Genomic DNA, 23,647 nt, shown 5'->3' with positions numbered 1-23,647 from the left:
GAGCTATCGAGCGTCGAACTCCTGCTGGACGCGCACCGGGTCGGTGATGCCGACGGTCAGCAGCAGCTGCAACAGCACGCGCGCCTTCGCCGGGTTCAGATCGGCGGAGGTGGCGAAGCCGAGCTCGTCGTCGTTGACCTCGGCGTTGCGCACCACCTCACCGGAGCCGACCCTGGTCGAACGAACGACCACGCGATCGTCGTTGGCCTTGGCGAGCGCATCGAGCACCGCCTTGGCGGTGTTGCCGTCGCCGACACCGGCCAGCACAATGCCTTTCGCCCCGTGCCGGACCGCGTCGTCCACCTGGTCCGGCCGCATGCCGGCGTGCGAATACACGATGTCGACCCGTGGCAGCGATGAACCGTCCGGCACCGGGAAGCGCGGACGTGTGTGCGACTGCGGTGTTTTGACGAAACGGATCGAATCGCCGGACACGTACCCCGCAGGCCCGGTGTTGGGCGAGGCGAAGGTCTGCATGCTCGAGGTGTGTGTCTTGGTGACGTCGCGCGCGCTGTGGATGGTGTCGTTCAGCACGACCATCGCGCCCCGCCCGCGAGCCGCGGGCGCCGCGGCGATGGTGACGGCGGCGCGCAGATTGGCCGGTCCGTCCGCGCTCAGCGCGTTGGCCGGGCGCACGGCCCCGACGAGCACCACCGGCTTGTCGGTAGCCACTACGTTGTCGAGGAAGAACGAGGTCTCCTCGATCGTGTCGGTGCCGTGGGTGATCACCACACCGTCGGTGGCGTTGTCCGCGAAGAGCTGATTGATCCGGCGCGCCAAGGTGAGCCAGATTTCCTCGTTCATATCCTGGCTGCCGATATTGGCGATCGACTCCGCTTGCAGCGTCGCGATCTTGTCGATGCCGGGCACCGCGGCGATCAGGTCTTGCGCGCTGGCTTGCCCAGCCTTGTACCCGACACCCGGTTCCGCGTTGGCCTTTCCGGCGATGGTGCCCCCGGTGGCCAGGATCGTGACCCGCGGCGGAGCGCCCGGTACGGAGGGAACGACGGTTGTCGACGCGCTGGCAGGCGGCACGGAAGTCACCGCAGCGCCGTTGCCGGAGTCGGCGCCGCAACCGACGACCAGAACGGCTGACAGGGCTAGGCCGAGAAGGGAAATCGTACTGCGGCGTCCCATGGTGGAAGTCCTTTCGGTAACCCGGCGCAGGACCGGCCCGGCCGGTAGTGCCGAGGGTCACGAACGCCGATGTTCTCGGCGCTGCGCCTGCTGTCAGGCGAGTCTCTCGCGGATACGCCGTTACCGCAGGCTATTCGGCGGCGGCCGAACGGGCGAATCGCAGCGTGCGGAGTTGGAAAGGCCGCAGCCGCAGGCGGACTCCCGCATCCTCCGGGCTCGCGGAGCTGTCCGCCGGCAATGGCCGTTCCAGCAGATCGCACAGCTGGAATCCGGTGGCGTCGAACCCGGGAGTCACCAAGGCCGAGGCTCGGCCGCCCTGCGCCTCGTAGACGCGGAGCACGACATCGCCGCTGCCGTCGTCGGCGAGTTTGACGGCGCTGGTCACCACGGCGTCGTTGTCGATGACGAACAGCGGCTCGACGGCTTCGGCGACACCCGGTGTCGGCGGCGTGAGGTTGACGCGGTAGCCCGCGTTCACCGCGTCGCCGATCGCGGCGCCGGGGAGCAGCGAGTGCCGGAAGTGATGGACACCGTGGTCGGTCTGCGGATCCGGGAATCGCGGTGCCCGCAGCAGCGAGGCGCGCACCGTGGTCGTCGTCCCGCCGTCGGCCCGCACCGTGCGGGTGACGTCGTGGCCGTAGGTGGCGTCGTTGACGAGCGCCACGCCCCACCCTGGCTCGGCGAAGTGGACGAACCGATGGGCGCACGCCTCGAACTTCGCGTACTCCCAGCTGGTGTTGGTGTGGGTGGGCCGGAACAGATGCCCGAACTGGGTCTCCGAGGCGTAGCGGTCGGCGTGGATATCCAGGGGGAAGGCCAGTTTGAGGAACTTCTCGGTCTCGTGCCAGTCGACGCTGGTGTCGATCTCCAGCGCCCACTCGTGCAGCGTCAGCGTCTGCTCGACCGTGGAGGAGCCGAACGATCGACCGATCCGTACCACGCCCGAATCCGGCTCTGCCACAACGAACTCCGCGTCGGTGAGATCGGTGACCCGGTTCCGGTAGAAGATGTCGACATCCCAGGCATCCCACGAGTTCGGCAGATCCGGATGCAGTTGCAGCAGATTCGCGACCGAACCCGGCGGCAGGGTCTCGCGCAGATGCTCGACGTCGAACACCGAAACGACCAGGCCACGCGCATCCACTTCGACCTGGAGGAGCCCGTTGTCGAGCACGAACCCGCCACCCGCGCGCTCGGTCACCGAGCACGGGCGAGCCGCCGCCACCGGGCCCGCGGCACCGGCCGGAATCGAACGCCACACGTGCGGTGCCGGGTTGAAGCCGTTCGGGCCCACCCGCTCACCGCCGAGCACCCACTTGGCTCGCTCGATGAGCGCGGTCAGCTCCTCCACCACCTCCGCATAGGTCTGCTCCGCCTCGCGATGCACCCACGCGATCGACGAGCCGGGCAGGATGTCGTGGAACTGGTGCAGCAGCACGGTCTTCCAGAGCCGGTCCAGCGCAGCGTACGGGTACTCGAGGTTCTTGCGTACCGTCGCCGTCGTGGCCCACAGCTCGGCTTCCCGCAGCAGGTGCTCGCTGCGTCGGTTGCCCTGCTTGGTCTTCGACTGACTGGTCAGCGTGCCGCGGTGCAGCTCGAGGTACAGCTCGCCCACCCAGACGGGCGGGTTCCGATACTCGGCCTCGGCTTTGGCGAAGAACTCGGCAGGAGTGTCCCAGAACACCTTCGGCGAACCTTCGAGGTTCTTCATCCGCGCGGCCTTCGCGACCATCTCGCGCGTTGTCCCGCCGCCACCGTCACCCCAGCCGGTGGGCGCCAGTGAACGCGACGCGCGCCCCTTGTCCTTGAAATTGCGGGCGGCGTGCGCGATCTCGCGGCCGTGCATGGTGCAGTTGTAGGTGTCGACCGGCGGAAAGTGCGTGAAGATCCGGGTGCCGTCGACCCCCTCCCACAGGAAGCTGTGGTGCGGGAACTTGTTGATCTGACTCCAGGAGATCTTCTGTGTCAGTAGCCATTTCGAACCGGCCGCCTTGATGATCTGCGGTAGCCCGGCGGCGAATCCGAACGTGTCGGGCAGCCACACCTCCTGGTTGTCGACGCCGAACTCCTCCAGGAAGAACCGCTTGCCGTGCACGAACTGCCGCGCCATCGCCTCGGAGCCGGGCATATTCGTGTCGGCCTCCACCCACATGCCGCCGGTCGGCACGAATCGGCCCGCCGCCACCGCCTCTTTCACCTTCGCGTAGACCTCGGGCCGGTGCCGCTTGATGAAGTCGTACTGCGCGGCCTGGGACATCGTGAAGACGAACTCGGGTTCATCGGCCAGCAAGGCGGTCATGTTCGCGGTGGTGCGCGCGACCTTGCGCACCGTCTCGCGCAGCGGCCACAGCCACGCCGAGTCGATGTGCGCGTGCCCGACGGCGGAGATCAGGTGCGCGGACGGTATCGCCGGTGTGGCAAGCACATCGACCAGGCAGGCCCGTGCGGCGGCCGCGGTGGCGTTCACGTTCTGCAGATCGATGGCGTCGAGTGCCCGCTCGATCGCGCGGACGATGGTGTAGCGGCGCGCGGGGTCCTCCGGCATCTCGTGCATCAGCTCACCGAGCACCTCCAGATCGAGCACCAGGTTCCAGACCTCTTCGTCGAGCACTGCGAGATCCATTCGGCCGAGCCGGTATTGCGGCTCCGTCCCGGCAGTGAGCTTGTCGCCGAGGGGGTTCGGCGCGAAGAATGGAATGATCGGGTTCGACGCCGCCTCGACGTGCAGCAGCACCTGCTCGCCGCCGACCGCAGGGGCGGCCACCCGCACCCACTGGTTACGCGGGTGCAGGCCCTTGACCGGCGATCCGTCCGGCCGATAGACCAACCCTTCGCACTGGAAGCCCGTCATGTTCCGGTCGAAACCGAGGTCGATGATCGCCTCGACGGTCTTGCCCGCCCATTCGGCGGGCACCGTCCCCTCGACGGTGAGCCAACTGGTCCCCCACGGCGCACCCCAGGGCGCTCCCGGCCGAGTCGGCGTCCGTGGCGCGGCCAAGCCCTCGGCGACCGGCACCGGCTCATCCGGCGCCACCCAGATGGACGCGGTCAGCGGCACCGACTCCGGGTAGACCGCGGGCATGATCCGCTCCATCAGCACCCGCCCGAGGCGGTCCTCGATCAACCGACGGTCATCGTGCATAGCGGTGGCTCCGATCGGATCGGGGAACGTGATCAACACACAACTCCCATTCTCCACAGCGCGGTGCGTTCTCCGGCGTAATCGACGGCTCCGGCCAGGCGCCCCGAATGTTGGGGCCTATTCCCTGAATGCGCGTCGGTGGGCGGCGTCTTGTGACAACGTCGGAGTGAGGATGGATTTGCCTTTCAGGAGGAACCCATGGCATCGAACTGGCGGGTGTTCGCGGCGGTGGTGAGCGTAGGCGCGCTCTTGATGGGGACGGCGAGTTGCGGGGACGACGCCGACGGGCAGTCGCTGACGATCACCGCGAACGCCATCAACTCGGCGGGCGGCAAGAACGCGGCCGAGGCGAAATGGATCGAAGACTGGGTCATCCCGAAGTTTGTGGAGCAGCAAAAGGCCAAAGGCGTCACCGTCACGGTGAAATTCCAGGCGACCGGCGTGCCCGACGAGGATTACAAGAGCCGGATCGCCAAGGACCTCAAGACCGGCACCGGCGCCGATGTGGTGTCGCTGGACGGGATCTGGGTCGGTGAGTTCGCCGAGGGCGAGCAGATCAGGCCGCTGGACGAGCTGGTCGGGGCCGACAAGGTACGGGCATGGGACGGCTGGCAGCAGATGCCGGACACCGTGCGGCAGTTGACCTCCTACAGCGGCGTGCAATACGGCATACCGCAGGAGACCGACGGGCGGGTGCTGTTCTTCAACCGAAAGCTGTTCGAGCAGGCGGGTTTACCGGCGAACTGGCAGCCGACGAGCTGGGACCAGGTGCTGGAGGCGGGCCGCAGGTTGAAGGCGGTCCCCGGCGTCACCCCGGTACAACTGAACGCGGGCACCAGCTTCGGCGAGGCGACGACCACCCAGGGCGTGCTGCCGTTGCTGGCGGGCACGGGCAGCACCTTGTTCGAGGGCGGCAAGTGGGTCGGGAACACCGCGAAATTCCGTAGGGTGCTGGACTTCTACCGCACGGTGTACAACGAGCGGCTCGGCGACGCGGAGTTGCAGCAGGACGCCAAGGGGCGGGAGAAGAGCTTCGAGAAGTTCGCCAAAGGGCAGGTGGGCATCCTGCTGGAGGGCGACTACTTCTGGCGCGGCGTGCTGAACCCGACCGGCGGCAGCTTCCCGATGGCCGAGCGCGACACTCAGGTGGGGTGGGCGAAGATCCCGGCCGCGATGCCTGGTGCCGGGGTGCGCCGACAAGACTTCGTGAGCATGTCCGGTGGCGGCGGACGCGTGATCAATCCGAAGAGCAAGAACGTCGGATTGGCTTGGGAGCTCTTGCAATTCATGAACTCGCCCGAAGCGTTTCAGGAACTGCTCGCCGGTGGCGGGCCACGGATCACGGCCCGCCGAGATGTAAATGCCCAAGCGCTGGGCGATGATCCGATGCTGACCTTCGTGTCCGAGCAGGTCCTGCCGATCACGTCGCTGCGCCCGGCGCTGCCGGAGTACACCAAGGTGTCGAAGGCGTTGCAGCAGGCGACGCTGGACGTGGTCACCGGCACCGGCACCGCGGATGCCGCAGCGGCATATGGCAAAGCCGTGGAGGAGGCGGTCGGCGACAAGGACAAGGTAGCCGGTGACTGACCCGACGACCCCCGGCCCCGCCGCGGTCGCCGAGGTCCGGCGAGGCGGGCCCGACACCGATGTGGCCGGATTGGGGCGCTGGAAGGCGAGCGCGTTCGTCACGCCCGCGCTGTTACTGATCGCGGCGTTCCTGGTGTTCCCGGCGCTGTGGCTGCTCTGGATCGGGCTCACCGATCTCACCGTGTCCGGGCGCACCTCCGTCGATGTTTCCTTTGTGGGACTGGACAATTACGCGAAAGCGCTGCGGGACCCCCTGTTCGGAAACAGCGTCTGGATCACGTTGTTGTTCGTCTTCGGCTCTGCCATCGTCGGGCAGAACGTCCTCGGCTTCACGCTGGCGTGGTCGATGCGCAAGGCCGTCCGCTGGGTGCGTGCGCTGGTCGAAAGCCTGGTGCTGCTGGCCTGGATCCTGCCCGCCAGTGTGGTCGCGGTGCTCTGGATCGCCATGCTCGACCGCGATGAGGGCAGCGCCAACCGGCTGCTGAACAGTCCCGGGTACGCCTGGATGATCCAGCAGCCGCTGGCCGTCATCATCGTGTTCAACATCTGGCGCGGCACTGCGTTTTCGATGCTGCTGTACTCGGCGGCCCTGTCCACCGTGCCGCCTTCGCACCTGGAGACCGCGCGGCTGGTCGGGGCGTCCGGGCCGCAAACGTTGCGGGATGTGGTTTTTCCGACCATGCGCGGGCACATCCTGACCAACACGCTGCTCATCAGTTTGTGGACCTTCAACGATTTCACGCCGTACCTGCTGACGCGGGGTGAGCCGAACCATCGCAGCGAGACGTTGCCGATCTTCCTGTACCGGCAGGGAATCGACGACGGGGCGTTGGGATACGGCGCCGCCGCGTCGGTGCTGATGCTGCTGATCAACCTGGTGCTCGCGCTGTTCTATCTGCGGCTGCTGCGGCGGAGGACATCATGAGCGAGCCAATCACGTTGTCGCGCCGAATATCCGCTGGGAGACCGGCATGAGTCCACAGCACGTTGTCTCGCGGATCGGGTTCTATACATTCGTCGCGGTGCTGACCGGGTTCTTCGCGCTGCCGATGCTGTGGCTTGCCTCCGCGCCGTTCGACGCCAATCCTGGGTACGCACCGCGGATACCGGAAAAACCTACGCTCGAGCACTTTTCGGCGCTCTTCGAGAACGAACTCACCATGGGGTCGCTCTGGAACTCGGTACTGCTGTCCTTCGCCAGCATGGTGCTGGTGGTGGCCGGCGCGGCGCTGGCGGCGTACGCGCTGTCGCGGGTCCGGATTCCCGGCCGTGACGCACTGCTGTATCTGCTGCTGTTGCTGTCCAGCGTGGTCACCGGCACCGCCGCGATGGTGCCGATCTTCCTGATGATTTGGAAAATGGGTTTGCTGGACCGGGAATTGGGCGTGGTGCTGGTGCTGTCCGGCGGGTTGCTGCCCGCGGCGATCTTCATCCTGAAGGACTTCATGGACTCGGTGCCGAAGTCCTATGAGGAGTCGGCGCGGGTGTTCGGTGCTGGGCCGTTGCGCATCCTGCGCGACATCGTGGTGCCGGTCGCCCGGCCCGGACTGGCCACCATCGCGGTATGGACCGTGGTGAATGTGTGGGGCAGCTACCTCGTGCCGTTCCTGCTGCTGCGTGACCAGGAAAAACAACCGGCCGCGGTGGTGGTGCGCACCTTCTACGACGAAGGCGGTGGGGCACAGCTGGGGCCGATCTCGGCGTTCTCCCTGCTGTACTCGATCCCGGTCGTGCTGATGTACCTGTTCGTCAACCGGCGCTACGGCTTCCGGCTCCACGGAGGGATCAAGTCCTAAATGGCGCGGATCGATCTGACGGACCTGACCAAGGTCTTCCCCGGCGACGTCACGGCACTCGACGCCTTGTCGTTCACGATCGAGGACGGGGAGTTCTTCGCGCTGCTCGGCCCGTCCGGCTGCGGCAAGACCACTCTGCTGCGCACCATCGCCGGGCTGGAAACCCCTACCGGCGGGCAGATCCGGATCGGCGAGCAGGACGTCACCCGGCTGTCACCGGGCCGCCGTGACGTGGCCATGGTGTTCCAGGACTACGCGCTGTTCCCGCACATGACGGTGGTCGACAACATCGCCTACCCGCTCAAGGTTCGCGGCACCGATCGCCGCACCAGGGCGGCGAAGGCGCACGAGACCGGGGATCAGCTGTCGCTGGGCGGATTGATGGCGCGCCGCCCGGCCGAGCTGTCCGGCGGGCAGCAGCAGCGGGTGGCGCTGGCGCGGGCGATGGCCTGCCACCCCAAGGTCTTCCTGTTCGACGAGCCACTGTCGAATCTGGACGCGCGGCTGCGGCTGGAGGCTAGGACCTTCTTGAAGAAGCTGCAACACGAGCTCGGCGTGACCACGGTGTTCGTCACCCACGACCAGGCCGAGGCGCTGGCGCTGGCCGACCGGATCGCGGTGATGTCGCACGGGCGGATCCGCCAACTCGGTACCGCCCGAGAGGTTTTCCGCCGCCCCGCCGATACCTTTGTCGCCAACTTCATCGGGTCGACCCCGATGAACCTGATTCCCGGCGAGCTCGTCGGGCTGGAGCCGTCGGTCATCTGGGGAGCCAGACCCGAATATCTGGCCTACTCCACCACCCCCCTAGAACGTGGGTTGCGCGGCACGGTATCCACGGTGGAACACCTCGGCGCGACGTCTCTGGTTACCGTGCAGGCAGACGGTTTCACCGTCGCTGTCACCGTGCCGGAAGCGGAAGAACCGGCGGTGGGCAGCGTGGGGTGGGTAATCCCGCAACCGGACCGCGTCCTCTTATATGACGCCGAATCAGGGATTCTCAGGCCGTAATAATCTGCGTGGCAATGAATTTCATCAAGCGTACCGAGCAGTTCCATGCGACGCATTCCGCAGGGACGCTCGACGCGCCCACGCAGCGGTGCGGTCGCCGAGCGGGGCGTCGGCCTGAATGCGCAACTGTGCCGGGCGGTTGCAGAAAACCAACCGGGGCAATGGCTTTCCCCACTTGAACTGGGGTACCACCGAAGCGGCGTAGCGGTTTAACTTCCGACTATCGGGATTTTTCCGTCCCTTTGGAGGAGCCGACATGCCCCATATTTTCCGCCGCGTCAGAGCCAGCCGCGTTATCCCCGCAGCCGCCGCGCTGCCTCTCGTTTTTTCGCTCGCACTCGCTGGGTCCGCATTCGCCGAACCCGCCGCGCCGCCCGAGCAGCAATTGGCCAGCTCGATGCAGGCACCGAACATCAAACGGCACCTGCAGGAGTTCCAGAGATTCGCCACCGCCAACGGCGGCACCCGCGCCTCGGGCACGCCGGGCTACGACGCTTCGCGCGACTACGTCGCCACGAAGCTGCGCGGCGCCGGCTATCAGGTATCGGTGCAGCAGTTCGACTTCCCGTTCTTCCGGGAACGGTCGACGGCGGCCATGGAGCAGGTCTCCCCCGAAGCCAAAACCTACAAGCCGACCCCGCCCGGCAGCAGTGAGCTCGGCGATTTCGCCACCCTGACCTATTCCGGCTCGGGTACCGCGAACGCCACCGTGCAGGCCGTCGACCTGACCCTGCCGCCCACGCCGGAGCCGAGCTCGACCTCCGGCTGCGAGGCCCAGGACTTCGCCAGCTTCACCGCGGGCAATATCGCGCTGATCCAGCGCGGCACCTGCCCCTTCGCCGACAAGGCCCGAAACGCCCAGACCGCAGGCGCTTCCGGCGTGATCATCTTCAACGAGGGGCAACCCGGCCGGACCGACACCTTCACCGGAACACTCGGCGGACCCGGCATCACCGTGCCGGTGGTCGGCGTCAGCTTCGCCGTCGGCCAGGACCTCGCCTCCCCGGCGAACACGGTCGTCCGGCTGAAGACCGACACCGAGAGCACCATGCGCCAGACCCACAACGTGGTGGCGGAGAGCAAGCGGGGCAACGCGGACAAGGTCGTGATGGCCGGTGCGCACCTCGACTCCGTGCTCGCGGGTCCCGGCATCAACGACAACGGGTCCGGCAGTGCCGGGCTGCTCGAGGTCGCGCTGCGGATGGCGCAGCTGCCGCCGAAGAACAAGGTCCGGTTCGCCTGGTGGGGTGCCGAAGAGTTGGGTCTGCTCGGCTCTGAGCACTACGTGGCGACCCTGCCCGAGGCGGAGCGCAACAAGATCCGGCTCTACCTCAACTTCGACATGATCGGTTCGCCGAACTTCGCGTACAAGATCTACGACGGTAGCGCGGGGCCTGCCGGTTCCGCGGAGATCGAGAAGGCGTTTGCCCGCTACTTCGATTTCCTCCGGCTGCCGCACGTGAGCACCCCGCTCGACGGGCGTTCGGACTACGGGCCGTTCATCGCGGCGGGGATCCCGGCAGGCGGGCTGTTCACCGGCGCGGAGGGCATCAAGACGCCCGAGGAGCACCAGATGTTCGGTGGTGAGGCGGGCAAGCCCTACGACGCCTGCTACCACGGAGCGTGCGACACGACCAGCAACATCAACGACAAGGCGTTGGCGGTGAACACCGGTGCGATCGCCTACTCGGTCGCGACGTTCGCGCTCAGCGACAACCCGCCCGGCGGCACGACACCCAAGGCCGCTGCCGCGCAGCGCGGGAAGGTGCATGACCACCACGGTGGGCTCATCAAGTAACGAGCAGGTCGATGCGGTCGTTCCTGACACCGACCGCATCGACCACCCACCACAACTGAAGACCTGAATATGGGGGGAACGCATCCCGGCACGGACCTGACCGTGCCGGGATGTGTTGCACCACAGAGCATCTCCTCGACTCTTCCAACCCGAGTCGCACACCGAGGAGAAACCAGCGTCGAAAGACCCTGCCCCACCGGACTATCCTTCGACCCGTGACCACTGAAGAGCGTCCCCTGCTCTTCCTCGACGTCGACGGACCACTGCTCCCCTTCGGCATAAGCCCCCAGTCCAACCCGCCTCCCCACTCCCACTCGGCAAGACTGCGACCAGAACTCGGACGCCACCTCGCCGCACTCCCCTGCGACCTGGTCTGGGCCACCACCTGGAACGAAGCCGCGAACACCGAGATAGCGCCACGACTCGGCCTCCCCCACCTGCCGGTAGTCCCCTGGCCCGACCCATCCGCCGACCACCAGCACGAAGACCAGTGGTTCGGCCTCCACTGGAAAACCCGAACCCTCGTCACCTGGGCCGCCGGACGCCCCTTCGCCTGGATCGACGACGAGCTCACCGACTCCGACCGCGAATGGGTGGCTGCACAACATCCCGGTCCAGCCTTGCTCCACTACGTCGAGGCATCCCGCGGTCTCGGCGACGAAGACTTCACCATTCTCCGAGAATGGCTTCGTCGTCCCAACGACAATCACGCACCGCCGCGCAGCGATGGCGGCAAAGCCCAACGGGCGTAAGGGACTAACCCACGTCCCGCCGCAGCCAGGTTACTTCGGCGCCGGACTCTGTTCCGTATCGGTAGATCTCCAGGTCCTCGTCCCATGGGGTGCCGAGGGCTCGGTCGATTTCGGCGGCGAGGTCGTAGGTGGTGTATTTTCCGAGTTCTCCGGCGGCTTGGAGCATGGCGCGTAGTCGCATCTCGCCGAGGGTGACGTCGCCGTTGGCGCTGGTGGATCCGTGCCATAACCCGAGGCCGGGGACGAAGCAGTAGCGTTCGCCGTCTACTCCTTCGCTGGGGTCTTCGGTGACTTCGAAGCGCAGGACCGGCCAGGAGCGCAGGGCTTGGGCGATGCGGGCGGCGGTGCCTACGGGGCCCATCCATTCGCTGGTGGCGCGGAGTTGGCCGTCGGCGGGTTGGGCGGTCCAGCGCATTTTGGCGGGGGCGGCGAGGGCCGAGGTGAGCGCCCATTCGACGTGCGGGCACAGCGCGGCAGGCGACGAGTGGATATACACCACACCCGCCGTCACGTCCGCGAACTGACTCGATGCGCGCACTACTAACACCTCCAGCGTCGACGGGGGACGTCTTCCCCAACGACCCGTCTGCTGGTGTTGCCTGAGTGTACTGGAGTGCCCGAAGTTACGTGTGTTACTTCACCGCCGTGTTGCGTGGAAGCGTCGCCTCCGCAATAACGGCATCACTGAGGGGCGGCCAGGCCGCTCTCGCCCAGTCGCCGAAATTCTGGTCGGTCAATGCGAGACACGCCAACGACGACGCGGGGTCCACCCACAGAAAGGTGCCGGACTGCCCGAAATGACCAAAAGTTCCCCCCGAATTCGAACTACCCGTCCAGTGCGGAGTCTTCCCGTCCCGAATCTCGAAACCCAGACCCCAGTCATTGGGGCGCTGCGAACCGTAACCGGGCAGCACGCCATTCAGGCCGGGGAATTGGACCGAGGTCGCCTCGGCATGCGTCTGCGCGGAGATCAACCGCGGGTTCAGCAATTCCGCCGCGAAACGAGCCAGATCGGCGGCGGTCGACCGCCCGGCGTGCCCGGCGGGTCCGGCCAGCACCGAACTGGTCATGCCGAGCGGCTCGAACACCGCGGCGTGCAGATATTCCGCGAACGCGATCTCAGTCTGCTCGGCCACGAATCCCGCGAGCACCTCGAATCCGGCGCTCGAATAGATCCGCCGGGTACCGGGCGCGGCCTGAATGTCGGTGGTGTCGAAGGCCAGTCCGGAGGTGTGCGCGAGCAGGTGCCGCACCGTGGACCCCGGCGGACCCGCGGGCTGATCCAGCTCGACCGCACCCTCCTCCACCGCGACGAGCACCGCGTAGGCCACCAGCGGCTTGGTCACCGACGCGAGCGGAAACACCCGATCCACCTCGCCTTCGCTCGCCGCCGCCCCGTCGCCGGAGACGACCGCGGCCGCCGCGTGCCGAACCGGCCAATCCCTGATCTGCTCGAGTGAACGCACTCAGCGAGCGTACGAGAAGAACGCCGTTACCATCGAATGACCATGAGTGAAAAGCTGACGATCCACGGTGACGTCGAGCCCGGCTTCGGGCCCGTCGCCGACGCCTTCCGGCGCAACTTCGCCCAGCACGGCGAGATCGGCGCCGCGGTGGCGGTGTACGCGGGCGACCGGCCGGTGGTGGATCTGTGGGCGGGCCATCGCGATCGGCACCGGACGCTGCCGTGGGAACGCGACACGATCGTCCCGGTGTTCTCCTCGACGAAGGGGCTTGCCGCGTTCACGCTGGCCGCGGCGGTGTCGAAGGGCCTGCTCGATTACGAGCAGCCGGTGGCGCGGTACTGGCCCGAGTTCGCCGCCAACGGCAAAGACGAGATCACCGTGCGGCAGCTCATCGACCATCAGGCGGGGCTCTCGGGCCTGGACCCGGTGGTGCGGCTGAGTCAGATCGCGGACCTGGACGGGCTCGCGCCGATCCTCGCCGCACAGAAGCCCGCATGGCGGCCGGGCACCCGGCACGGCTATCACGCGATCACGCTCGGCCTCTACCAGGGCGAACTGCTGCGCCGGGTCGATCCGCAGCACCGCACGCTCGGGCGAATCTTCGCCGAGGACATCGCGAAACCGCTCGGGCTGGACTTCTTCATCGGCCTGCCCGCCGACCAAGGGCTGGAACGCATCGCCACCATGGCCGCCACCCGCGGCATGGACGCGCTGCGCTACGAGCGCGACTTCCCGCTGCGCATCGGTGCCGAGATCGCCGCCAAGCGCGGACACGCCTATGCCGCGCTGAGCAATCCACGCACCGGCAGTCCGGCACGGGCGACCCGGCGCGAATTCCTCGAGGTCGAGCTACCCGGCTCCAACGGCGTCGGCAACGCCCGCGCGCTGGCCCGCGTCTACGGCGCCGCCGCGGGCCGCACCGGCGCCCTGCCCATCGACGACGCCCTGCTCGACCAGCTGGCCGCGGCCGACACCGCCGACGATGTCCCCGCCGGAGACCTGGTGCTGCACATCAAGACTCGCTACCACCTGGGCTTCCGTAAGTCCGGCGGCGAGTTCCGTTTCGGCTCCGACAAGCGCGCCTACGGCACCACCGGCCTCGGTGGTTCCTTCGGCTTCGCCGACCCCGCGACAGGTCTCGGCTTCGGCTACTCGATGAACCGCCTCGGCCTCGCCGTCCTGGACGACGTCCGCAGCCGCAACCTCCGCCAGGCCCTGCTCCGCTGCACCCACTGACCGGATGTCTGCCACCCGCCGGGAACCCCGGGCAGTGACCGATGTGGACACCTGGACCGTCGAACCCGAACCCTTCGACTCGCCCGTCGCCGCCGAGCTGTGGCGGGCGTACTACACCGAGGTCAGCGACCGCTGGTATCAACTGCACGAGGGGCGCGCAACCGATCCGGCGGAACTCGAACGCGAGATCGCCGCGGCGACATGGACCGAATTGTCGCCGCCCAGTGGCGTACTGCTGGTTGCCCGGTACAGCGGTGAACCTGTCGGCACCGCGGGCGTTCGCCTCCTCGACGCCGCGACCGCCGAGTTGAAGCGCGTGTTCCTACGCGCGGATATGCGCGGGAAGGGCGGCGCCACCGTCCTGATCGAGGCCGCCGAGCAAGCGGCCCGCGGCCTCGGTGCCGCGCGGATAGTGCTCGATACCCGCCGCGATCTGGTGGAGGCCAGGGCACTGTATGCCCGGCTGGGATACGGCGAGTCGACACCGCACAACGACGAGATGTATGCGCAGTGCTGGTACCGCAAGGACCTGTAACCGAACGCGTGCCCTGCCTACACTGACGATGCTCGACCCATCTTCAGCGATTCGATCGATACCCGCTCACGGAATCGAGGGACCTCGTGGCAGAGCAGCCAGCAACCGTAGATGCATACATCGCCGCGTTCCCCGAAGACGTGCGCGGCATTCTCGAGGAAATCCGGCACACCATCCAGCGCGCCCTACCGAACGCGACAGAGGCGATCAGCTACGACATCCCCACTTTCAAGGTGAACGGCCACAACACCGTCCACTTCGCCGGCTGGAAGAAGCACATCAGCCTTTACCCGATCCCCGACGGCGACAAAGCGTTCAACCGCGCCGTCGAACCGTATCGAGCGGGCAAGGGAACCTTGAAATTCCCACTGACCAAACCCATTCCATACGACCTCATCGCGGAGATCGCGACCGCCCTCGCCACCCGCCGCTGACCGATACGTCCGAAATCTGTTCGCCGCCACGCCGACCGCGCGGCATGATGGCCGACGTGATGTCACATGATGAATTCGGAAGGCTGCGGCAGATGATGGCCGAGCTCGACGAGTTGCAAGCCGAGCTCGCCCAGACCCACATTCGCAGCGCCGCGATAGTGACGGCGAACTCGGTCCGGGCCGGCCACACCCTCCCGGATTTCACGCTGCTCGACGAGGACGGCGAGCCGACGAAACTCTCCGAGGTCGCCGCGAACAGCTATGCCGTCCTTGTCTTCTACCGCGGCGCCTGGTCGTTGCCCTGCGCCGAAGCCCTGTGCCGGTATCAGCACGAACTGCTGCCCGAGCTGACCGGTAGCGGCGTGCGCCTCATCGGCATCAGTCCCCAAGCCCCCGAGGGCTCGGCATACACCCGATTCCTGAACTCCCTGGAATTCCCCCTGCTGTCCGATCTCGACAACGTGGTCGCGCGCGCACTCGGCATCGGCACCCACGCGGACCAAGCCTTGATGGACGCGGTCGAGCTGGGCGGCTACGCCATCGGAAACCGCAACGCCGAAGGCGAGTGGGAACTCCCCATCCCGAGCACGCTCATCATCGATCGAAGCCGCACCGTCCGATTCATCGATGTGCGCGTCGACGACATGCCCCGCACCGAACCGATGGACATTCTGGCCGAACTGCGCTCGTGATCGGGCCGAGCGCTCGGCCCGATCACGAGCGCTCGGTTACCAGTCGGCTTCGGTGTACTTGATGATGCCGCGAATGTTCTTGCCGTCCAGCATGTCCTGGTAGCCCTGGTTGATCTCCTCCAGGGAGTAGGTGCGGGTGACCATGTCGTCCAGGTTGAGCTGGCCCGCCTTGTACAGCCGCAGCAGGTTCGGCGCGTCCTGGCGGGCGTTGCCGCCGCCGAAGATGCAGCCTTTCACCGTCTTCTGCAGCATGGACAGCAGGAAGCTGTTCATTTTGACCTCGCCCGCGTCCATCCGGCCCATCGAGGTGACGACCAGGATGCCCGCCTTCGCGGTGAGGATCAGCCCCTCTTCGATGTAGTCGCCGTGCATCTCGCCCATGGTGAGAATGACCTTCTCGGCCATCCGCCCCTCGGTGGCGTCCATGATCGGCATGATCGCGGCGGCCATGCTCTCGTAGGTGTGGGTGGCGCCGAACTTCTGCGCCTGCTCCCGCTTCCACGGATTCGGGTCGATCGCAATGACTTTCGAGGCGCCGGAGAGCACCGCGCCCTGCAGCGCGCTCATGCCGACGCCGCCGATGCCCGCGATCACCACGGTCTCCCCCGGCACGACCTGCGCGACGTGGGTGGACGAGCCGAACCCGGTCGGCACGCCACAGCCGACCAGGCAGGCCACCTCGAACGGCACGCTCGGGTCGATCTTGACCACCGAGGTGTGGTGCACCGTCATGTAAGGCGCGAAGGTGCCGAGCAGGCACATCGGGATGACGTTCTCGCCGCGCGCCTGGATCCGGTAGGTGCCGTCGCTGATCGCCTGACCCATCAGCAGGCCCGCACCCAGATCGCACAGCGCCATATTGCCGCTCACGCAGGACGGACAGCGACCGCAGGCGGGGATGAACGACAGGATGACGTGGTCGCCCACCTGCAGGTCGGCGGGGCAGTTGGGCCCGAGCTTGGTGATCACGCCCGCGCCCTCGTGCCCGCCCATCACCGGGTAGGCGGGCATCGGCGTCGCGCCGGTCACGATGTGATGGTCCGAATGACACATGCCCGCTGTCTCCAGCCGGATCTGCACCTCACCGGAGACCGGATCGCCGACCTCGATCTCTTCTACCGACCACGGTTGGTCGATCCCCCACAGGATCGCGCCCTTCGTCTTCATTCCTGTCGACCCTCTCGCATGCACGTGCTTATATGTGACTGCACCCACACTACGAGAAAAGTGGAACGCGTTCTAGTACCGCGTCGAAATTTCAGCGGTACCGGTGGTCGAGGCTTCCGAACACGTTCTAGTACTGGGACGAATATCAGCTGCGCACGTCGTGCACGTGATGCACCAGATCGTGGATGAAGTAGCGCGCGAACGACTCGACGGTGAAGACGGCGCCATCGCTGCGCTCACCACGCAGCTCGCGCGCGGCGGGCGGCACGGATTCGAAGGAGTGCGCGACCGCCTCGGCGGCCACGGCCAGTTCGGCGGAGACCCGCGCCGGGTCCTGCTCGCCATACCGGTCGGCCACGGCGGTCTCGTCCTGATCCCAGTTCGCGAACCGCGGCACCGTGCCGTCGGCCGCACCGCGCAGCATCAGCTCGAGGCGGGTATCGAAGAGGCGGCACACGTCGCGGACGTGCGCGCCGTACTCGAGCGGGGACCAGGTGGCGTCGTCCGGGCGCACCCGGACATCGGGGCGATCGAGCACCTCGGCGAACCGCGCCGCACTGTCGCGCACCAGTGGTGGCACATCCTCGTAGCCGATCGCGTTCGGGTCGAAACCGCAATCGGGACAAGCACGTTCGACCACCCAGGTCCAGTTCTTCACATCAGGAACGATCGGCATGGGCCAAACCTATCTTGGCCGAATATCGGTAACCAGAGATATTCGGCCAAGTGTCGGCAACATCCCGACAATCACTCCATCAGGCGATGCGCGCGCTCGAACAGCTCCAGCGTGATCGCGTGCAGGAAGTCGCCGACCTGCTTGGGCGCCTTACCCGCGAACGCGCGGGCGTGCGTGCCCTCCAGCACGATGCCGAGCTTGAAGCAGGCGAGCACGGTGTACCAGGGCACGGCGCTGAGATCGCGATCGGAGAACCGACCGTAGTGGGCGACCATCTCGTCGGGGGTCGGCAGCCCGCCCGCGGCACCGAGCTTGCCGACCAGCGCGGCGCCGGTGGTACCCGGCTCCGGTCGGGTGGCGATCTGCCAGCCCAGATCGAGCAGCGGATCGCCGATGGTGGACATCTCCCAGTCGACCATGGCCGCGACCTGCGGTCCGTCGAAGGCGAACATCATGTTCGCCAGATGGCAGTCGCCGTGCAGGATGCCCGGGGTCCACTGCGCGGGACGGTTGCGGTCCAGCCACTCGCCGGTCCGCTCGACACCGGGAATCTCGGGGCCGGGATAGCCCTCGTTGGCCGAGTACGACTCGAGTTCGCCGAGCCAGCGCGGCACCTGGCGTTCCAGGAAGCCGTCGGGCTTGCCGTAGTCGGACAGCCCGAGCGCCTGGTAGTCGAGCGCGCCGAGCCGGGCGATCGCCTCGACCGCGGACAGCCCCATCGCCTTGCGGACGGCCGGGTCGCCCGCGTGCAGCTCGGGCAGCTCGTTGGCCGGATTGAAGCCGTCGATCGGCTCCATCAGATAGAACACCGCACCGATCACCGAGTCGTCCGGGCAGGCGGCGATCACCCGCGGCGCGCGCACATCGGTGCCGTTGATCGCGCCGAGCAGTCGGGCCTCACGCCGGATCACCTCGTTGCTCTTGGCCCGCAGATGTTTCGGGCCGCGCCGCAGCACGTACTCCCGACCACCGCGGCCGAACCGCAGCATCACGTTCTGCGTGCCGCCGCCGAGCGAGGTCACATCCTCGAATTCGCCTGCGGGCAGGCCCTGCTCATCCATCCACTTGCCGACGAGGGCGAAGTCGACGAGTTCGCGGTCCACGCCGACGGGTTGCGCAACAGACATGCCCAACATTGTGCACCACGGGCCGCACCGAACTGACGGCATATGACAACAGTTGGCCGCAACCTGGGCGGCGTAGGGTTTCGGGCACCATGCGCACGTTGTTGATCGACAATTACGACTCGTTCACCTATAACCTGTATCAGCTGATCAGCGAGGTGAACGGCATCGAGCCGACTGTCGTGCGCAACGACGAGGCCGGCGAGCTGGAGCTGGCCCGATTCGACAACATCGTCATCTCCCCCGGACCGGGTCGGCCCGACGTCGCCCGCGATGTCGGCATCTCGGCGGCGGTGATCGGCGCGACGGATCTGCCGCTGCTCGGCGTGTGCCTCGGCCATCAGGGCATCGTCGTCGCCGCGGGCGGGATCGTCGCCGCCGCGCCCGCCGCGCGGCACGGATACCTGGACCGGATCGAACATGACGACCGCGATCTGTTCGCCGGGCTCCCCCAGGGCTTCACCGCCGTGCGCTACCACTCGCTGAGCGCCGAGCGGCCGCTGCCGGACAGCCTGGAGATCACCGCGGTGGCCGCCGACGGGGAGATCATGGGGGTGCGCCACCGCAGTCGGCCGCAGTGGGGCGTGCAATTCCATCCCGAGTCGATCGCCGGCGAGTTCGGCGCCGCGCTCCTGCGCAACTTCGCGAAACTGACTGCGGCACATCGGGAGCGGGCCATCGGCCGGGACACGAGCGCGCGGACGGAGCCGGTGACGATGCGGCTGCGCCCCATCACCCTGCCGCAGCCCATCGCCACCCGAACTCGCTCGGAGACAACGCAATCCACCCTGTCCCATGAGCAGTTCCCGGCCCTGGTGGAGCAGTTCGGCGCCATGGACGGTGAGCTCGCCGCGGCACCGGCGCGACCCGACATCCTGGATCGCTACGGCGGCCCGCCCCGGCATTGGCAACTCCAGCACGCCGTGCTCGAGCGCGCGATCGATACCGAGAGCGCGTTCGTGCGGCTGTACGGCAACTCACCCACCGCGTTCTGGCTCGACAGCGAGCACGTCGAGCCGGGCCTGGACCGGTTCTCCTTCCTGGGGGATGCGAGCGGACCGCTCGCGGAGGTGGTGCGCTACCGGGTCGGCACGGGCGAGGTGACCGTCGAGTCCTCCGACGGCCATCGCCGCGTCGTCGCCGGTGGCGTGCTCGACTATCTGGCCGCCGAGTTACGGCTGCGCAGGCTCGAACTCCCCGATCTGCCTTTCGATTTCGCGGGCGGCTACGTCGGATACCTCGGCTATGAGGTGAAGGCCGATTGCGGCGGCCGGGCCGCCCATCGGGCACCGACGCCGGACGCGCAGTGGCTCTTCGCCGACCGGATCGTGGTGGTCGATCACGTCGGCGGCCGCACCCACCTGCTCTCCCTGACGGATTCGACCGCGGACTCGCTGCGCGCGGGCGCCGACTGGCTGCGCGACACCGGCGAAACCCTGGAAACCCTGCCGACTTGGGCGAACCCACCCACCCTCGACGTGCCGTCGGACGGCGACACCGTCGAGCCGCTGCTGACCCGCGGCCGCGAGCGCTACCTCGCCGACATCGCGGTCTGCCGGGAGCGGTTGCTCGCGGGCGAGTCCTACGAAATCTGCCTCACCGACGGCGCGACCGTGCCCGCCGCCGAGGACGACGGCCTCGACTTCTATCGCACGCTGCGCCGCTGCAACCCGGCGCCGTACGCGGCGTACCTGCGATTCGACGACCTCGAAGTCGCCTGCTCGTCGCCGGAGCGCTTCCTGAAGATCGACCGGAGCCGCACGGTGGAGAGCAAGCCGATCAAGGGCACCGCCCCGCGCGGCGCCAGCGCGGCCGAGGACGAGCGGCTGGCCCGCGAGCTGGCCGACAGCCCGAAGACCAGGGCCGAGAACCTGATGATCGTGGACCTGCTGCGCAACGACCTCGGCCGGGTCTGCGAGATCGGCAGCGTGCACGTGCCGAAGCTGATGGCCATCGAGTCGTATATGACCATGCACCAACTGGTCTCCACGGTGCGCGGCACGCTGCGTCCCGGCGTCGGCGTGATCGACTGCCTGCGCGCGTGCTTCCCCGGCGGCTCGATGACCGGTGCGCCGAAGCTGCGCACCATGGAGATCATCGACGAGCTGGAAACCGAAGCGCGCGGCATCTATTCGGGCACCATCGGGTTCCTCGGGCTCGGCGGCGCCGCCGATCTCAACATCGTGATCCGCACCGCAGTGCGCTACGACGGACAGTGGCGGATCGGGGCGGGCGGCGCCATCGTGCTCGACTCCGACGCCGAGGACGAGTACCACGAGATGGTGTTGAAGGCCGCCGCCACGCTGCGCGCCGCGACCGACCGCGTCGGTCGCTGAGCAAATTTTTCCGAGCTGACCCCGAAAACCCGTTGCGGGCGGGGAAGAACCCCTGGACACGGCCCACGGCCCGCCGAGTGGAGGGGTCGGCGGAGTCGGCGTGTCGGAGGGTCGTGGCATAGTTCGAGCACGATGAAACTCAGCAAAGGCGCTAATGCAGCGGTACCGACATCCCTTCTTGCCGTGGTTGTTTCGTGGCGGTCGGCGCATGCGGTAGACGCGCATGCCCTGTTGCTCGGCGAATCCGGGACGGTGCGCACCGATCGGGATCTGGTGTTCTACAACGCTCCCCGGCATGTTTCCCAAGCGGTGACGCTCGACCAAGAGCCCGCCCCGCAGACCGCCCGGCTGAGCGTCTCGCTGCCACGCACCGAGCCCGACGTGGCCAGGATCGTGCTCGCCGGATCGCTCGACGAGGGCACCTTCGGCGACATCACCGGCCTGACCCTCACCATCCACGACGCGCACGGGCCGACGACGGAGTTCGCGATCGAGGACGCCGATCCGGTCACCGCGCTGATGTTCGGCGAGTTCTACCGCAGGGACGGCCAGTGGCGGTTCCGTGCCATCGCCCAGGGCTGGTCCACCGGCCTGGCCGGGCTGGTCACCGAATTCGGTGTCAGCGTCGACGATCCGGCCGACGAGCGGCGAACCACGCACCCGGCGAACCCGTTCGGCAGCGGGTCACCACGCGTGGCGCAGCCATTCGGTGCCGACAACCGCTCGGCACATTCGGCAGACCCGTTCGGTCATGACAACCGCCCTGCGGAACCTACCGTCCCGGCGTCGGAGCGCTTGCCCACGGACACGCTCGACGCGGCGCAGGCACCGACGAATCCACGCATGCGGCAGACGGATCTGCTCGACCAGCCACCCACCCGCACCCGACCGGTCGACCTCGCCCGCCGCCTGGCCGACCCGCCGCCCGCGCCCGCACCGCCGCCGAACCCCGAACTCGCCGACTGGCATCCGGACCCCGAGGACCCGGCGCGCCTGCGCTGGTGGGACGGGACCGAGTGGACCACCGCCACCCATCGGCGCCACCAGCCGAGCGACCGGCACTGCGCGCGGTGCGCGAACCTGCGGCGCCGCAAGCTGTTCGGCGGTCTGGCACCGTGCCAGTTCTGCGCGGCCGAGATCGAGGAGTTCCTCACGCACTGGCACACCCAGGCGTGGCGAGTGCTCACCGGTCATGGCCCGCGCGGCCCCGAGTGGGCGTCGCTGTGGGCGTCGCTGCGCTATCAGCGCATCGAGGAGCAGGCGGGCCGCGAGGCTCTGCGCGACGTGGCGCTCAGCTATGTGGAGCGGTTGGTCACCTTCACCTTCGCCGACGGCGAGGTCGAGCACGAGGAGCTGGCGGCGTTCGAGCACGCCGTCACCGAACTGGCGCTGACCGGACCGCTCGTCGAGGACCTGCGCAGGCGGATGCATCGCGGGCGCACGCTGTCTCGGCTGCGCGGCGGCGATCTACCGGTGCTGCGGACCCCCGGCCTGCACCTGGATCCCGAGGAGAAGGTTCATCTGGATCTGCCCGCGGTGCACGTCCGCCAACTGGCCCGCGGGCCGCGGCTCACCGAGGGCAGGCTGATCGTCAGCAACAAGAAGCTGCGCTTCGTCGGCCACGGCACGGGCACCGAATTGCCATGGACCCGTGTCGTTTCCGTGCACGCCGAGCAGGACTCGGTGGTGCTCGCGGCCACCTCGTCGCGCGGCGGCGCCACCTTCACCGTCGCCGACCCCGACTACGTCGCTGCCGCACTGGAGGGCGCGCTACGGGTGGCCAAGCGGCTGATCCTCACCCCAGGCCAGCGCGACACCCGCAGCATCCCGCAGGAGGTGAAAGCCGAAGTGTGGCAACGCGACGGCGGCAAATGCGTCGAATGCGGCGACAGCCACTACCTCGAGTTCGACCACATCATCCCGCTCAGCCGCGGCGGTGCCACCAGCGCCACCAACCTGCAAATCCTGTGCCGAGCCTGCAATCGCGCCAAGGGCGCCCGCATCTGAGCTCACTCGGTGAGCAGGCCCGCGGCGCGGCCGAGGTCGACGAGCATCGCGTCGAACAAAATCTCCGGGTTGGACAGCGGGATCGGGTAGTTGCCGAACACCTCCAGCGTGACGTGGCCGTACAGGCGAGCCCACATCTGGATCATCAGATACATCACGCCGAGATCGAGCTTCTCCGCCGGGAACTTCTGCCCGGTCTCCGACAGCGCAGCGAGCAGCTCGGTCTGGAAGTGCACCAGGTCTTCGCGCAGCTCCGGCGGGATGACGTCGGTCGGCGGCGTCACGATGGCGTAGTTGGCCAGCAGCCTGCCCGCCGCGGCGAGGAAGATCCGCCCGAACGGTTCGGAGAAGCGGCGCAGCGCGCGGGCCTCGCCGCCGCCGGGCGAGGCGAACACCAGGGTGAACTCCCTGGTGTGCGCCAACGCCCAGCGTCGAAATCCCTTGCAGATGGCGAAGAACTGGACAACGCCGTCGTCGGGTAGCGCCGCGATCTCGGCGGACAGCTCGTCGGCGAGATCGGCACAGAACTCCAGACGCAGCCGCTCCAGCAACTCGTCCAGCGATCCGTAGTACCGGTACAGCGCGGGGGCGGTGATACCCAGCGCACGCGCGATCGCGCGCAGGCTCACCGCGGCTTGTCCCTGTTCGACAAGCAGCGTCCTGGCCACCCGCCGGATCTCGGCGTCGGTCACGATCGGCGAGCGGCCCCGGGGTTTGGGGTTACTCATCCTGTCATTCAAGCGTATTCGGC

At 67.6% G+C, this 23,647-nt stretch carries 20 protein-coding genes; 12 read left to right on the top strand and 8 right to left on the bottom strand.

Annotation, left to right across the window (positions count from 1 at the left end):
• Positions 1-3: 3 nt before the first annotated feature.
• Both ACIHA7_RS16135 and ACIHA7_RS16130 read right to left on the bottom strand, forming a co-directional pair.
• Positions 4-1,137, bottom strand: a complete 1,134-nt coding sequence (locus tag ACIHA7_RS16135) for an asparaginase (protein ID WP_397289982.1) — start codon at positions 1,135-1,137, stop codon at positions 4-6.
• 130 nt (positions 1,138-1,267) lie between these two features.
• On the bottom strand, positions 1,268-4,279 hold the full coding sequence (locus ACIHA7_RS16130; RefSeq protein ID WP_397289980.1) for an alpha-mannosidase: 3,012 nt from the start codon (positions 4,277-4,279) through the stop codon (positions 1,268-1,270).
• A 198-nt stretch (positions 4,280-4,477) separates the two neighbouring features.
• Here ACIHA7_RS16130 and ACIHA7_RS16125 point away from each other — a divergent pair, with 198 nt between their 5' ends.
• The 6 genes from ACIHA7_RS16125 (at position 4,478) to ACIHA7_RS16100 (ending at position 11,223) form a co-directional block, all read left to right on the top strand.
• A complete protein-coding gene (locus ACIHA7_RS16125) occupies positions 4,478-5,866 on the top strand; it encodes an extracellular solute-binding protein (protein WP_397289978.1) in 1,389 nt (462 codons plus the stop codon).
• Positions 5,859-6,791 (top strand): carbohydrate ABC transporter permease, encoded by a 933-nt coding sequence (locus ACIHA7_RS16120; protein WP_397289976.1) that lies wholly within the window; start codon positions 5,859-5,861, stop codon positions 6,789-6,791. The genes ACIHA7_RS16125 and ACIHA7_RS16120 overlap by 8 nt, the downstream gene beginning before the upstream one ends.
• A gap of 46 nt (positions 6,792-6,837) precedes the next feature.
• Complete coding sequence (locus ACIHA7_RS16115) at positions 6,838-7,662, top strand: carbohydrate ABC transporter permease (RefSeq protein WP_397289974.1); 825 nt, start codon at positions 6,838-6,840, stop codon at positions 7,660-7,662.
• Positions 7,663-8,673: an ABC transporter ATP-binding protein gene (locus ACIHA7_RS16110; protein WP_397289972.1), complete on the top strand. Its 1,011-nt coding sequence runs from the start codon at positions 7,663-7,665 to the stop codon at positions 8,671-8,673.
• 256 nt (positions 8,674-8,929) lie between these two features.
• Positions 8,930-10,471: a M28 family metallopeptidase gene (locus ACIHA7_RS16105; protein WP_397289970.1), complete on the top strand. Its 1,542-nt coding sequence runs from the start codon at positions 8,930-8,932 to the stop codon at positions 10,469-10,471.
• A 215-nt stretch (positions 10,472-10,686) separates the two neighbouring features.
• Positions 10,687-11,223 (top strand): HAD domain-containing protein, encoded by a 537-nt coding sequence (locus tag ACIHA7_RS16100; RefSeq protein WP_397289968.1) that lies wholly within the window; start codon positions 10,687-10,689, stop codon positions 11,221-11,223.
• 4 nt (positions 11,224-11,227) lie between these two features.
• Here ACIHA7_RS16100 and ACIHA7_RS16095 read toward each other — a convergent pair whose 3' ends face one another.
• The gene (locus ACIHA7_RS16095; protein WP_135235728.1) at positions 11,228-11,761 is read right to left on the bottom strand and encodes a DUF3145 domain-containing protein; all 534 of its coding nucleotides are present in this window, start codon (positions 11,759-11,761) and stop codon (positions 11,228-11,230) included.
• 94 nt (positions 11,762-11,855) lie between these two features.
• Entirely contained in the window at positions 11,856-12,689 is an 834-nt protein-coding gene (locus ACIHA7_RS16090; protein WP_397289965.1) for a serine hydrolase domain-containing protein, read from the bottom strand.
• A gap of 42 nt (positions 12,690-12,731) precedes the next feature.
• Between ACIHA7_RS16090 and ACIHA7_RS16085 the strand changes: the two genes are divergently transcribed.
• The 4 genes from ACIHA7_RS16085 (at position 12,732) to ACIHA7_RS16070 (ending at position 15,586) form a co-directional block, all read left to right on the top strand.
• On the top strand, positions 12,732-13,925 hold the full coding sequence (locus tag ACIHA7_RS16085) for a serine hydrolase domain-containing protein (RefSeq protein WP_397289963.1): 1,194 nt from the start codon (positions 12,732-12,734) through the stop codon (positions 13,923-13,925).
• Positions 13,926-13,959: 34 nt separating this feature from the next.
• Positions 13,960-14,460 (top strand): GNAT family N-acetyltransferase, encoded by a 501-nt coding sequence (locus ACIHA7_RS16080; RefSeq protein ID WP_397289961.1) that lies wholly within the window; start codon positions 13,960-13,962, stop codon positions 14,458-14,460.
• Between the two features lie 86 nt (positions 14,461-14,546).
• On the top strand, positions 14,547-14,894 hold the full coding sequence (locus tag ACIHA7_RS16075) for an iron chaperone (RefSeq protein WP_397289959.1): 348 nt from the start codon (positions 14,547-14,549) through the stop codon (positions 14,892-14,894).
• Positions 14,895-14,953: 59 nt separating this feature from the next.
• Positions 14,954-15,586 (top strand): peroxiredoxin-like family protein, encoded by a 633-nt coding sequence (locus tag ACIHA7_RS16070; protein ID WP_397290795.1) that lies wholly within the window; start codon positions 14,954-14,956, stop codon positions 15,584-15,586.
• A 36-nt stretch (positions 15,587-15,622) separates the two neighbouring features.
• Here the strand turns inward: ACIHA7_RS16070 and ACIHA7_RS16065 are convergent, their stop codons facing one another.
• The 3 genes from ACIHA7_RS16065 to ACIHA7_RS16055 all read right to left on the bottom strand — a co-directional run bounded on the left by ACIHA7_RS16065 (position 15,623) and on the right by ACIHA7_RS16055 (position 18,565).
• The gene (locus ACIHA7_RS16065; RefSeq protein ID WP_397289956.1) at positions 15,623-16,753 is read right to left on the bottom strand and encodes an NDMA-dependent alcohol dehydrogenase; all 1,131 of its coding nucleotides are present in this window, start codon (positions 16,751-16,753) and stop codon (positions 15,623-15,625) included.
• Positions 16,754-16,898: 145 nt separating this feature from the next.
• Positions 16,899-17,429: a DinB family protein gene (locus tag ACIHA7_RS16060; RefSeq protein WP_397289954.1), complete on the bottom strand. Its 531-nt coding sequence runs from the start codon at positions 17,427-17,429 to the stop codon at positions 16,899-16,901.
• A gap of 71 nt (positions 17,430-17,500) precedes the next feature.
• Positions 17,501-18,565: a phosphotransferase family protein gene (locus tag ACIHA7_RS16055; protein ID WP_397289952.1), complete on the bottom strand. Its 1,065-nt coding sequence runs from the start codon at positions 18,563-18,565 to the stop codon at positions 17,501-17,503.
• Between the two features lie 80 nt (positions 18,566-18,645).
• Here ACIHA7_RS16055 and pabB point away from each other — a divergent pair, with 80 nt between their 5' ends.
• Both pabB and ACIHA7_RS16045 read left to right on the top strand, forming a co-directional pair.
• Positions 18,646-20,889: an aminodeoxychorismate synthase component I gene (gene pabB, locus ACIHA7_RS16050; protein WP_397289950.1), complete on the top strand. Its 2,244-nt coding sequence runs from the start codon at positions 18,646-18,648 to the stop codon at positions 20,887-20,889.
• Between the two features lie 183 nt (positions 20,890-21,072).
• Positions 21,073-22,896, top strand: coding sequence for a TerD family protein (locus tag ACIHA7_RS16045; RefSeq protein WP_397289948.1), 1,824 nt, complete (start codon positions 21,073-21,075; stop codon positions 22,894-22,896).
• 2 nt (positions 22,897-22,898) lie between these two features.
• On the opposite strand, the gene ACIHA7_RS16040 is transcribed toward ACIHA7_RS16045, so the two are convergent.
• A complete protein-coding gene (locus ACIHA7_RS16040) occupies positions 22,899-23,624 on the bottom strand; it encodes a TetR/AcrR family transcriptional regulator (protein ID WP_397289946.1) in 726 nt (241 codons plus the stop codon).
• Positions 23,625-23,647: the final 23 nt, after the last annotated feature.

The sequence above is a fragment of the Nocardia sp. NPDC052316 genome, from assembly GCF_044547795.1.
In the GTDB taxonomy this organism is placed as follows: Bacteria; Actinomycetota; Actinomycetes; order Mycobacteriales; family Mycobacteriaceae; genus Nocardia.
Note: the sequence above shows the minus strand (reverse complement) of the source record. Positions and strands in the feature narration are given on the sequence as shown.

Coding starts and splice junctions, on each gene's coding strand:
- ACIHA7_RS16135 (WP_397289982.1), bottom strand. CDS start 1,137: ATGGGACGCCGCAGTACGATTTCCCTTCTCGGCCTAGCCCTGTCAGCC.
- ACIHA7_RS16130 (WP_397289980.1), bottom strand. CDS start 4,279: ATGCACGATGACCGTCGGTTGATCGAGGACCGCCTCGGGCGGGTGCTG.
- ACIHA7_RS16125 (WP_397289978.1), top strand. CDS start 4,478: ATGGCATCGAACTGGCGGGTGTTCGCGGCGGTGGTGAGCGTAGGCGCG.
- ACIHA7_RS16115 (WP_397289974.1), top strand. CDS start 6,838: ATGAGTCCACAGCACGTTGTCTCGCGGATCGGGTTCTATACATTCGTC.
- ACIHA7_RS16110 (WP_397289972.1), top strand. CDS start 7,663: ATGGCGCGGATCGATCTGACGGACCTGACCAAGGTCTTCCCCGGCGAC.
- ACIHA7_RS16105 (WP_397289970.1), top strand. CDS start 8,930: ATGCCCCATATTTTCCGCCGCGTCAGAGCCAGCCGCGTTATCCCCGCA.
- ACIHA7_RS16085 (WP_397289963.1), top strand. CDS start 12,732: ATGAGTGAAAAGCTGACGATCCACGGTGACGTCGAGCCCGGCTTCGGG.
- ACIHA7_RS16070 (WP_397290795.1), top strand. CDS start 14,954: ATGTCACATGATGAATTCGGAAGGCTGCGGCAGATGATGGCCGAGCTC.
- ACIHA7_RS16065 (WP_397289956.1), bottom strand. CDS start 16,753: ATGAAGACGAAGGGCGCGATCCTGTGGGGGATCGACCAACCGTGGTCG.
- ACIHA7_RS16060 (WP_397289954.1), bottom strand. CDS start 17,429: ATGCCGATCGTTCCTGATGTGAAGAACTGGACCTGGGTGGTCGAACGT.
- ACIHA7_RS16055 (WP_397289952.1), bottom strand. CDS start 18,565: ATGTTGGGCATGTCTGTTGCGCAACCCGTCGGCGTGGACCGCGAACTC.
- pabB (WP_397289950.1), top strand. CDS start 18,646: ATGCGCACGTTGTTGATCGACAATTACGACTCGTTCACCTATAACCTG.
- ACIHA7_RS16040 (WP_397289946.1), bottom strand. CDS start 23,624: ATGAGTAACCCCAAACCCCGGGGCCGCTCGCCGATCGTGACCGACGCC.